Below are 11432 nucleotides of genomic sequence, written 5' to 3' on the forward strand. Positions count from 1 at the left end.
TTTAATTAATTTTGAAATTAATTAAAAATCTATCGAACCTCAACAATACGAAGTTCTTTCGGCATTGAGAAAGACACGTTCTCTTCTCTACCTTGTAATTCTTGCGGAGCATCACCACCCTCTTTAATAAGGCGCTCAATCACTTCGTTAATCAAGACTTCTGGTGCAGACGCTCCAGCCGTAACCCCAACACTATCCACATCCTGCAACCAAGCGGAGTCAATCTCGCTGGCATTATCAATTAAATACGCTTTTGCACCCATTCTCTGTGCTAATTCGCGAAGACGATTGGAGTTAGAGCTATTAACAGAACCAACAACCAACACTAGCTTGGACTCTTCCGCCAAGGTTTTCACTGCGTCTTGACGATTTTGAGTGGCATAGCAAATATCGTCCTTTTTAGGACCACTGATTTTCGGAAAGTACTGGCGCAGCGCATCAATAACAATCGATGTATCATCCATAGACAATGTCGTCTGCGTTACAAAAGCAAGACGCTCAGGATTTTTAACTTTAAGAGCCTCGACATCTTCAGGACTTTCTACTAAATAAATAGCGCCACCCTGACGATTATCATACTGCCCCATCGTGCCTTCTACTTCTGGATGTCCGTCATGACCGATTAAAATACACTCCATGCCATCTCGAGAGTAGCGTAAGACTTCTAAATGCACCTTTGTCACTAAAGGGCAAGTTGCATCAAAAACCTTCAAGCCACGATTGGTCGCTTCATCTCGAACCGCTTTTGATACACCATGCGCACTAAAAATAACAATATTATCGTCTGGCACTTGATCCAATTCATCAACAAACACAGCCCCGCGAGCTTTTAGTGACTCCACAACAAATTTATTGTGAACCACTTCATGACGAACATAAATTGGCGCCTCAAACAGATCCAAGCAACGATTGACGATATCAATTGCTCTATCTACGCCGGCACAAAATCCTCTAGGGTTAGCAAGTTGAATCGCAAAACTCATGCAGCAACCTCTTCTATAGCAACAACCTGAACGCGAAATGTTAATGTGCGGCCGGCCAACGGGTGGTTGAAATCTACCACGACTTCTTTTTCTCCAATCTCGGCAATCACACCTGGCAACTCGTTTTTGCTCATATCGGCAAATGACACCACCATGCCCTCTTCTAAATCCATAGAAAACTGGGAACGAGGCATACGCTGAATATTGCTTTGATTGTGCGCACCAAATGCTTTTTCTGGCGGCATACTATAGGAGGCTTCTTGACCTACCGACATTCCCAGCAACGCAAGTTCAAAGTCAGGCAACAAACTCCCATCACCGAAAACAAAAGTCGCAGGCGCCTGAGAAAAGTTAGAATCAACAATTTGCCCATCTTCGAGAGACAGCTCAAAGTGCAAAGTGACTCGACTTGCGGATGTAATTACATTCATTATTTTGCACCTTCCTGCTTTTTCGTCACAACACTTTCAAGCAGCATTAAAATCACACCAAGGGTAATTGCACTGTCCGCTAAGTTGAAGGCAGGAAAATACCAAGATTGCTGCCAATGAAACTGCAGAAAATCCACTACATGCCCATAAACCAAACGGTCATAAAGATTACCAACCGCACCACCCAAAATAAAAGTAAGAGCAAAGGACTCTAAGCGATTTGAATCGGCAATTTTAACCAAACGCCAGCTAATACCAACAACCACAGCGAATGCGATAAAAGAGAAGAACCAACGCTGCCATCCACCCGCTTGCGCAAGAAAACTAAAAGCAGCGCCCGTGTTGTATCTCAATGTCAGATCAAAGAATGGAAAAACAGCAATTTCTTGTCCATAGAATAAACTGGACTCAATAGCTTGTTTTGTTAGCCAATCCAAAACAAAAAGAATCAGAGCCAGCGCCCACCAGCGCTGAACTCGTTTCCATATAATCAAAGCCGTCATTAAGCGTAAAGGCGCTGTTCACCTTCCCCGTCAGGCAAGTTAGCAATGCAACGATCGCACAATTCTGGATGCGCAGCTCGTTTACCCACTTCTTCACGATGATGCCAGCAACGTACACATTTAGTGAACTTACTTAGCTCGACAGTCACTTTAAGGCCATCAAGATCTGTTGCTACAGCATCGTCACCTGCTTGAGACAATGGCAACACCTTCACATCAGAAGCAATCAAAACAAAGCGCAGTTCTTGATCAAGGCGATTCAATGTTGCTTGCAAAGCATCATCACAATAAAGTGTGATTTCAGCACTTAAGCTCGCTTTCATTTTACCTTCGCTTCGTGCCGCTTCTAATACTTTATTCGTCGCCACTTTAGCTTCAAGAACTTGCTTCCAAAATTCACGCCCCATTGGCTCATCACCAGATAGTTCTTCTAGGCCTTCGTACCATGTTTCCAAGAAAACAGACTCGCCACGCTCACCTGGTAATGTTTGCCAGATCTCATCGGCCGTAAAGCTCAAGATAGGTGCAATCCAACGAGAGAAGGCTTCCATCACATGATACAGAGCCGTCTGCGCAGAACGACGCGCCAAGCTGTCTTCTTGCGTTGTGTACTGACGGTCTTTGATGACATCCAGATAGAATCCACCCAAATCCACTGAACAGAAGTTTTGAATTTTCTGATTCACCGTATGGAATTGATATTCGTTGTACGCCGTGTTCAATTCTTTTTGCAACAAAGCAGCACGATCCACAATCCAACGATCCAATGCAATCATGTCTTTAGAAGACACCATATCCGTCGCTGGATTAAAGCCGTTCAAGTTCGCCATCATGAAGCGCGCCGTATTGCGAATACGACGATAAGAATCCGCCACACGTTTAAGGATCTCATCAGACACCGTCATTTCAGTGGTGTAATCGGTTGCTGCAACCCACAGACGAATGATATCCGCACCCAACGTGTCCATCACTTTCTGAGGCGACAATACGTTGCCCAAAGACTTCGACATTTTGCGACCATCGCCATCGACAGTAAAACCGTGTGTCAGCACTTGTTTATACGGTGGCACCCCACGAATCGCGATAGACGTTTTTAACGAAGACTGGAACCAGCCACGATGCTGATCTGAACCTTCTAGGTACAAATCGGCAGGGAAGTTCAATTCGTCACGCTGATCGATAACAGAATAATGCGTCACACCAGAGTCAAACCAAACATCCAGCGTATCCGTAACCTTGCTGTACTTTTCAGCATCCGCACCCAACAACTCTTCTGCTTCCATCTCAAACCAAGCGTCGATGCCTTCCACTTCGATTCGCTTGGCGACTTCTTCGATCAAACGCGGTGTTTCAGGATGAAGCTCTTGCGTTTCTTTATTGATAAACAGCGCAATCGGCACACCCCAAGTACGCTGACGAGACACACACCAGTCAGGGCTGTTATTCAACATCCCTTCCATGCGGTTTTGCCCCCAACTTGGTACCCACTTCACACCTTCAACAGCATGCTTGGCAGCATCCAACAAACCTTCTTTGGTCATACTGATAAACCACTGCGGCGTCGCGCGAAAGATCAGTGGCGTTTTAGTGCGCCAGCAATGTGGGTAACTATGAAAGATCTTAGACTCAAACACCAAAGCGTTATTATGATTTAGCGCTTCGAGTACCGCACCATCTACCTTGTAGACGTGTAAACCAGCAAACTCACCAGCCGCATCGGAATAAACACCGTTATCTTGAACAAGATTGATTGTACCTATGCCATTTTCACGACCCACATTAAAGTCGTCTACGCCATGGTCTGGTGCCGTATGAACGCAGCCAGTACCCGCTTCCGTTGTTACGTGCTCACCCAAAATAACGGGAATATCGCGTTCTAGGAACGGGTGATTCAATACCGTACCCGCTAATTCAGCGCCCACTGCACGACCAACAATACGGAAATCTGCCACACCATAGCGAGACATCACACCTTCAACCATGTCTTCAGCAACAATCAAGCGCTCTTTGCCCAAGCCCATATCGACTTCAACTAACGCATAGTTAAATTCAGGGTGTACAGAGACCGCTTGACTCGCAGGAAGCGTCCAAGGCGTGGTTGTCCAAATAACAACAGAAACCTTACCTTCACCTTCCACATCAGAAAACTTCGACAATAAAGCCGCTTCGTCTTGAGGCGCATAACGCACATCCAAAGACAAAGACGTTTTATCTTGGTATTCCACTTCCGCTTCCGCCAAAGCAGAACCGCCAACCACGCTCCAGTAAACTGGCTTAAAGCCTTTCACCAAATGACCGTTTTCAGCGATTTTGCCTAAAGCACGAACAATGTTCGCTTCCGTTTGGAAGTTCATGGTCAGATAAGGATTTTCCCAATCCCCCATCACACCCAAACGGATAAAGTCTTTTTTCTGCTCTTCGATTTGCGAATAAGCGTATTCACGGCATTTCGCGCGAAACTCTTTAAACGAAACTTTATCACCCGCTTTACCGATCAGCTGCTCAACTTTGTGTTCGATTGGCAAGCCATGGCAATCCCAACCCGGAATATAAGGCGCATCAAAACCACTGACGGTTTTGGATTTAACAATAATATCTTTGAGGATTTTGTTAACCGCGTGACCAATGTGAATACTACCGTTTGCGTATGGAGGACCATCATGAAGGACAAAAGACTTACGCCCTTTGCTCACTTCGCGCACCTTGTTGTACAGATCCATATCCTGCCAACGCTTCAGCATTGCAGGTTCACGTTTTGCCAAATCTCCACGCATAGGGAAATCAGTATCAGGCAAATTCAGTGTCGGTTTATAATCACTCATGGTTTTTCGATTTATCCTCAAAGATCATCTTTTCACTGATTAGCAAAAAAGCGTAACGCTTCTTCTTTATCACATTGAATTTGTGTTTCCAGCTCACTTAAGCCAGCCATTTTTCGCTCTGCCCTAATAAACTGACAGAAAGTCACCTGCACATACTTATCGTACAAATCACCATTAAAATCTAACAAGTGCACTTCCAAAACAGGAGTTTTCCCCTGAACGGTTGGTCGCACACCGATATTCGCAACCCCATCGTGTGACACACCGTCCACCAAAAAGGTAACCGCATACACCCCAGACAAGGCCGACTTAACGCCTTTAAGGTGGACATTCGCAGTCGGAAAACCCAGTTTTCGTCCCAACTGCTGCCCATGAACCACTCGACCACTCAATGTGACCGAATGCCCCATATTCATTTGCGCGGCCGCAATATCGCCGTTTTCTAGCGACTGCCTAACCACCGTACTACTAATTCGCTCGCCCACCGCATTCAGCACCGAGGGAGTATTCTCCACGTCAAAGCCCTGCTGGTTGCCAAACTCTTGTAGGTAATAAAAGTCACCCTGTCGATCACAGCCAAAGCGAAAATCATCACCAACCACCAAATGCTTTACTGACAAACCGTCCAATAAAATCTGCTGACAAAATGCCTGTGCATTCAATTGCTGCAACTTGGGGTTAAAAGGCATACAAAGAGACATAGTCAATGCCTTGCCCCTCCAGCAACTTCACCTTATCTCGCAAACGACCAATACGACCGGGCGCAGATTCAGGAGAAAAAAACTCTCGTGGCTGAGGCTCAAAAATCATAATACCGGCCGGCGAATGATACTGCTTAGCCAAGGCTTTTACGCGAGCCAATATAGCACTGTGCCCTAAATGAACACCGTCAAAATTCCCTATCGTCAGCACACACTCTTTATGCTTTGAACGGATATTATGAATACCGCGAATTAACTCCATAGAACCCCGTACAAAACAATTAAACCCAGCGTCGAAAAAATATCATGGATTATATAGCAGTTAACCTAATGACGGTAGGCCAGAACTTGCACAAGCAGTGCAAACCACAAATCAACCCAAGATCACAGTCAATGCTTCAAAATAGAAGGACGCAACCCTGCAACAGCCGCCACCGCCACATACACAAACACACCAGTAACCACCACAAACAAGGTATACCCCGCCCTAGTTACATCGGCCATCTGAGTCCATTGCCACCCTTGAATAAGAAACAGATACAAACACACACCCAACGCAAAAGTCGCACTGATCAATATGCGCAATAAGCGCCCCCATTGAACAGAAAACACATGATGTTGCTGTTTATACAAACCACGCCACAACAAAAAAGCATTCAAACCGGCTGAAAGACTGGTCGCCAACGCCAAACCCACATGCCCCAACGGCCACACCAAAATCAAATTCAGCACCATATTCGACACCATGGCAATAATACCGATACGCACAGGCGTCTTCGTGTCTTGCCTTGCATAATAGCCAGGAGCCAACACCTTAATCAGCATCATAAACACCAAGCCCAACGAATACGCCTGCAAACTCTGCGCCGCCATTTGCACGTCATTCACCGTCAGCTCACCGCGATAAAAAATCGTCGCAATCAAAGGCTCTGCCAACATAAACAAAGCAAGAGAAGACGGAACAGCGATCAACAATAAAATGCGTAATGCCCAATCCAACGTCTCAGAAAATCTAGATGACTCACCACCAGAAAAGCTACGAGACAACGAAGGCAAAATCACCGTACTGATCGCAATCGCAAAAATACCCAACGGCAGCTCATACAATCGATCAGACAAATACAGCCAAGTAATACTGCCTGTTTGAAGAAAAGAGGCCAAAACCGTATCCAACAGCAAATTAATCTGACTGACCGACACCCCAAACAATGCCGGCCCCATCAAAAGCAAAATCCGCTTCACCCCCGGATGACGAAAACCCAACGTCGGCAAAGGCAGAAGACGCAGTCGAGCCAGAAACGGCACCTGAAACATCAATTGAATCAACCCTGCGAAAAACACCCCCACGCCACAGCCGTTTCAGCCTGTGCCGCCGTACGCGCAAAAAACACCGTCGCAACGATAAGCGAGATATTTAAAAAAATAGGGGTTATGGCCGGTACCGCGTATTCGCCGTGGGCATTTAATATCCCTCCAGCCAACGCCGTTAAAGAAATAAACATCAAATAAGGGAAAGTAATCACCAACAAATTTGATGCCAACGCCGCCTGACCATCGTCTCCCGCAAAACCCGGAGCAAAAACGTACACTACCCACGGCGCGCACACCATAAACAAGACAGTAATGCACAACAAAACCAACGCAAGAGAACCCGACACCGCTGAAATAAGCGCGCGCACCTCTTCCTTACTCTCTTTGACACGATATTCACTCAACACAGGAACAAAGGCTTGTGCAAACGCGCCCTCTGCAAATAAGCGTCGAAAAAAATTAGGGATTTTAAAAGCAACGTAAAACGCATCCGCACTGCCGCTTGCGCCCAAGACATACGCTAACGCTGCGTCTCTCACCAACCCAAGAATACGAGAAAGAAAGGTACAAATAGAAACCAGGACACCAGAACGCAATAAAGACAAAGACTTAGGCTCTTTATTAGCGGTGATCTTTTTTTCAGACATAAGAAATTACGACTTAGACAATAGACATATGCGCCAAGAATAACACCTGCCGCTACTACAGCGCAGCCAAATATATACGCTCATTTGATTAATTTTTGTATAATAGGGTTGTGACTGCGCTAAAAACTGGTAAAATCCGCCGCGAGATTTCAAAGTTAAAACTTGACATTAATTTCATGACACAGCACAGTGCTGGGTCATTACTTATTCCAAATTAAAGGAGCCAGACCGTGGCAAATTCCGCCGGTTCAAAAAAACGCGCGCGCCAAGCAATCAAAAGCCGCGCTCACAATGGTAGCCTTCGTTCAATGGTTCGCACATACTTGAAAAAAGTAGATGCAGCTATCGAAGCAGGCAATCAAGCTGACGCACAAGCAGCTTACGTTCTAGCAACTTCTAAGCTAGACAAAGCCGCTGACAAAGGCCTATATCACAAAAACAAAGCTGCTCGCCATAAGAGCCGCTTGAGTGCTAAAATCAAAGCACTGGCCTAATACCTATAAAAAAACCGGCAAACGCCGGTTTTTTTATGTCTTGCAAAACTCCGACTGCGCCATTCTACCCCAGTAACACCACCAGCCAAACAACAGCAGCCAACGCCAAAGCCAACATCACCGCTGCAGAACCCAAGTCCTTAGCGCGACCAGACAATTCATGATGCTCATGACTGATTCTATCAACCACAGCTTCAACGCTGGAGTTTAGCGTCTCAACGATCAACACCATACCCACTGAAAAAATCAGCACCGCACGCTCTAGCCCCGTATCACCAAGCCAAATCGCAAAAGGCAAAGCAACCAAAAATAAGAAAAACTCTTGGCGAAAAGCCGCTTCATGCTTCCATTGAGCCCGCAAACCTTGATATGAATATTTTGACGCACTTAACACGCGCTCTAGACCTGCTTTACCCGGCTTCGCCATAACAACCCCTTTTAAATAATAACCAAATCATCGCGATGAATAAGCTCAGGCTCACCTTTGTAACCCAAAATATCACCAATATTGGACGACGCCTGACCAAGCAACTTAAGCGTCTCTGCCACACTGTAGTTCACTAATCCGCGAGCAACCAAACCACCTTGCAGATCAACACAAAGCACCATATCACCACGAGAGAAAGTCCCTTGTGCATCCCTTACACCGACCGGCAAGAGGCTCGTACCTTCTTTGCGCAGCGCCTTCACAGCACCGTCATCCAAAATCAACGCGCCACGACTCTTCAAATGCCCAGCCAACCACTGCTTGCGTGCCGCCACCCGACCATGCTCCGGCTGCAACCACGTTCCCAGCAATTCACCTGATGCCACTCGAGTAATCACACTTTCCTCACGGCCAGAAGCAATTAAAGTGTCTGCTCCAGATCGCGCCGCCAAGCGTGCTGCACGCACTTTCGTTAGCATTCCACCGCTGCCCAATACACCAGCACCGCCACTTGCCATGGACTCCAAACGCTCATCCGATGCTGAAATATGCGATATTAATGTTGCATCTTGATGATCACGTGGATTTTTATCAAACAAACCGTGCTGATCCGTCAAAATAATCAGCACATCCGCTTCCACTAAGTTCGCAACCAACGCCCCTAGCGTGTCGTTATCGCCAAAACGAATCTCATCGGTTACAACCGTGTCGTTTTCATTAACAATGGGTACAACCCCAAAACCAAGCAGCGTACGCAATGAAGATCGTGCGTTTAAGTAGCGGCGTCGGTTAGACAAGTCATCATGGGTCAGCAAAATTTGCGCAGTACATAAACCATGTTTCTCAAAATGAGATTCATACACTCCCACCAGCTCCATTTGACCAACGGCTGCGGCCGCCTGAAGCTCATTAACCTGAGTGGGGCGAGAAGAAAAACCAAGACGCTTCATGCCAGCCGCAATAGAACCAGAAGACACCAATACAACTTCCTTACCTTGCGCTCGCAATTCAGCAATTTGAGCAACCCAAAGACCAATACGAGCAACATCCAACCCTTGCCCATCATTCGTCAATAATGCACTGCCGATCTTAACAACGACACGTTGCGCCTTCGCTATTTTCTCTCGCATTTCCATGATACTGCTTTTTCCCACCAATCAGATTAACTTACGTATTCCACTTCAACATCGTAATCATCTTCATCGAAATCATCATCGTCGACCATTTTGCCAGCCAAACGACGCTTCTCACGCAATGACATAATACGATTTCGACCTTCTTCGTCGATCAACGCACGAACGGCTTTCTCTTTTTCGCGCGCCTCTGGGCTTTCCATCAACAACTCACGCTGCTCATCAAGTGCTGTCATCAAGTCCAAGCACAGCACCTCTGTACCCTCGCCCGAAATAGCCGAAATACGGTACGCTTTACCTTCCCATCCAAGCGCATCGATCACACTTTGACAGCGCTCTTCTAATTCGTCTTCTGGCACCATATCGGTCTTGTTCAAAACCAACCAACGGTCACGCTCTGCCAAAGCCGGGCTAAACTGCTGCAATTCGTTGACCGCAATAACCGCCGCTTCCGCTGGGGTGATTTCATCCCAAGGCGCCAAATCAACAATGTGCAACAAAATTCGGTTACGCACCAAGTGCTTCAAGAAACGAATACCAAGACCCGCCCCTTCAGATGCGCCTTCGATAATTCCAGGAATGTCAGCAATAACAAAGCTCTGATGCTTCTTAACCTTTACCACGCCCAAATTTGGCACCAAGGTCGTGAACGGGTAATCCGCCACTTTTGGCTTAGCAGAAGACACCGCACGAATAAACGTCGATTTACCGGCATTAGGCAAACCAAGCAAGCCAACATCGGCCAAGACCTTCATCTCTAACTTCAACGTACGCTCTTCGCCCACCGTGCCTTTTGTTGTCTGTCGCGGAGCACGGTTGGTACTGGATTTAAATCGAGTATTCCCCAATCCATGATGACCACCTTGAGCGACTTTTAACTTTTGGCCATCACGAACAAGATCGCCCAGCGTCTCGCCAGTGTCATCATCAATAACCGTCGTCCCTACCGGCACCTTGATCTCAAGATCCGCACCTTTAGAACCCGTCATGTCTCGCCCTTGGCCAGACTCTCCGCTTTCAGCGATGTATTTTTTCGTAAAACGAAAATCGATCAGCGTGTTCAGCGCCTCATCAGCCACCAGCAACACACTGCCGCCGTTGCCGCCGTCACCGCCATCAGGGCCACCTTTGGCAACAAACTTTTCGCGCCAAAAACTCAACGCACCATTACCGCCTTTACCCGCTCTTACGTAGATACTGGCTTCATCAACAAATTTCACAGATACACCTCATAGGTGGATTATCAGAATCAACAAACTCTGATTATAGAATTCTTCCAAAAAAAGCCCCGCGTCGCGGAGCTTTTTTTAAGTTTTTAGTAAGCGATTAAGCAGCTACGACAGAAACTGTACGACGCTTCAACTTACCTTTCACTTCAAACTTCACTTGGCCTTCAACAACAGCGAACAAAGTGTGATCTTTACCAATTTGAACACCTGCACCAGGGTGGAACTGAGTACCACGCTGACGAACAAGGATGTTACCTGGGATCACAACTTGACCACCAAAACGTTTGACACCTAATCGTTTCGACTCGGAATCGCGACCGTTACGAGTACTACCACCCGCCTTTTTATGAGCCATGACTTACTCCTTAAATTTGAATAGTTAGCGCTTAGTTAATACCAGTAATTTTCACTTCCGTGAACCACTGACGATGACCCATACGCTTCATAGAGTGCTTACGACGACGGAATTTCAAGATTTTAACTTTATCTCCGCGACCATGTGCAACAACTTCCGCTGTTACTTTAGCGCCTTCTACAACTGGTGCACCAACTTTAACGTCGTCGCCGTTGCAAACAAGAAGAACGTCGTCGAATTGAATCGCGCCACCTTCTTCAACAGCTAATTTCTCAACCTTAAGGGTTTGGCCTTCTTCTACACGGTATTGCTTACCGCCAGTTTTGATCACTGCAAACATGTTCTTCTCCAATTAGATTTACCCGGCTACTGAAATTGAATTTGACCTACTTCTAG

General features: G+C 46.5%; 12 protein-coding genes and 1 pseudogene. 1 reads left to right on the forward strand and 12 read right to left on the reverse strand.

The annotated features are described in order from the left end of the window. Positions 1 to 29 precede the first annotated feature (29 nt). The 7 genes and pseudogenes from ispH to murJ all read right to left on the reverse strand — a co-directional run bounded on the left by ispH (position 30) and on the right by murJ (position 7398). Positions 30 to 983, reverse strand: coding sequence for a 4-hydroxy-3-methylbut-2-enyl diphosphate reductase (gene ispH, locus N5P32_RS17665; RefSeq protein WP_265730325.1), 954 nt, complete (start codon positions 981 to 983; stop codon positions 30 to 32). Further along, positions 980 to 1414, reverse strand: coding sequence for an FKBP-type peptidyl-prolyl cis-trans isomerase (locus N5P32_RS17670; protein WP_265730326.1), 435 nt, complete (start codon positions 1412 to 1414; stop codon positions 980 to 982). The genes ispH and N5P32_RS17670 overlap by 4 nt, the downstream gene beginning before the upstream one ends. Continuing rightward, positions 1414 to 1917: a signal peptidase II gene (gene lspA / locus N5P32_RS17675; protein ID WP_265730327.1), complete on the reverse strand. Its 504-nt coding sequence runs from the start codon at positions 1915 to 1917 to the stop codon at positions 1414 to 1416. The genes N5P32_RS17670 and lspA overlap by 1 nt, the downstream gene beginning before the upstream one ends. Beyond that, the gene (ileS, locus tag N5P32_RS17680) at positions 1917 to 4739 is read right to left on the reverse strand and encodes an isoleucine--tRNA ligase (RefSeq protein WP_265730328.1); all 2823 of its coding nucleotides are present in this window, start codon (positions 4737 to 4739) and stop codon (positions 1917 to 1919) included. The genes lspA and ileS overlap by 1 nt, the downstream gene beginning before the upstream one ends. 32 nt (positions 4740 to 4771) lie before the next feature. Continuing rightward, positions 4772 to 5440 carry a riboflavin biosynthesis protein RibF gene (ribF, locus tag N5P32_RS17685; protein WP_322783891.1) on the reverse strand — a complete coding sequence of 223 codons (669 nt, stop codon included), beginning with the start codon at positions 5438 to 5440 and terminating at the stop codon, positions 4772 to 4774. After that, on the reverse strand, positions 5418 to 5702 hold the full coding sequence (locus tag N5P32_RS18105) for a hypothetical protein (RefSeq protein ID WP_322783892.1): 285 nt from the start codon (positions 5700 to 5702) through the stop codon (positions 5418 to 5420). Before N5P32_RS18105 ends, ribF begins: the two co-directional genes overlap by 23 nt. Before the next feature lie 128 nt (positions 5703 to 5830). Further along, positions 5831 to 7398 (reverse strand): annotated as a pseudogene (murJ, locus tag N5P32_RS17690) (murein biosynthesis integral membrane protein MurJ). A gap of 230 nt (positions 7399 to 7628) precedes the next feature. Here murJ and rpsT point away from each other — a divergent pair. Further along, a complete protein-coding gene (gene rpsT / locus N5P32_RS17695) occupies positions 7629 to 7892 on the forward strand; it encodes a 30S ribosomal protein S20 (RefSeq protein ID WP_111608659.1) in 264 nt (87 codons plus the stop codon). Positions 7893 to 7956: 64 nt separating this feature from the next. On the opposite strand, the gene N5P32_RS17700 is transcribed toward rpsT, so the two are convergent. From N5P32_RS17700 to rplU, 5 genes are all read right to left on the reverse strand, one after another. After that, positions 7957 to 8319 carry a diacylglycerol kinase gene (locus N5P32_RS17700; RefSeq protein ID WP_265730329.1) on the reverse strand — a complete coding sequence of 121 codons (363 nt, stop codon included), beginning with the start codon at positions 8317 to 8319 and terminating at the stop codon, positions 7957 to 7959. A gap of 11 nt (positions 8320 to 8330) precedes the next feature. After that, the gene (gene proB, locus N5P32_RS17705) at positions 8331 to 9455 is read right to left on the reverse strand and encodes a glutamate 5-kinase (RefSeq protein ID WP_265730330.1); all 1125 of its coding nucleotides are present in this window, start codon (positions 9453 to 9455) and stop codon (positions 8331 to 8333) included. Between the two features lie 26 nt (positions 9456 to 9481). Then, positions 9482 to 10672, reverse strand: a complete 1191-nt coding sequence (gene cgtA / locus N5P32_RS17710) for an Obg family GTPase CgtA (RefSeq protein ID WP_265730331.1) — start codon at positions 10670 to 10672, stop codon at positions 9482 to 9484. 106 nt (positions 10673 to 10778) lie between these two features. Next, on the reverse strand, positions 10779 to 11036 hold the full coding sequence (rpmA, locus tag N5P32_RS17715) for a 50S ribosomal protein L27 (RefSeq protein ID WP_265730332.1): 258 nt from the start codon (positions 11034 to 11036) through the stop codon (positions 10779 to 10781). A 31-nt stretch (positions 11037 to 11067) separates the two neighbouring features. Continuing rightward, the gene (rplU, locus tag N5P32_RS17720) at positions 11068 to 11376 is read right to left on the reverse strand and encodes a 50S ribosomal protein L21 (protein WP_012071898.1); all 309 of its coding nucleotides are present in this window, start codon (positions 11374 to 11376) and stop codon (positions 11068 to 11070) included. Positions 11377 to 11432 lie beyond the last annotated feature (56 nt).

Source organism: Marinomonas pontica, assembly GCF_026191375.1.
Lineage (GTDB): Bacteria > Pseudomonadota > Gammaproteobacteria > Pseudomonadales > Marinomonadaceae > Marinomonas > Marinomonas pontica.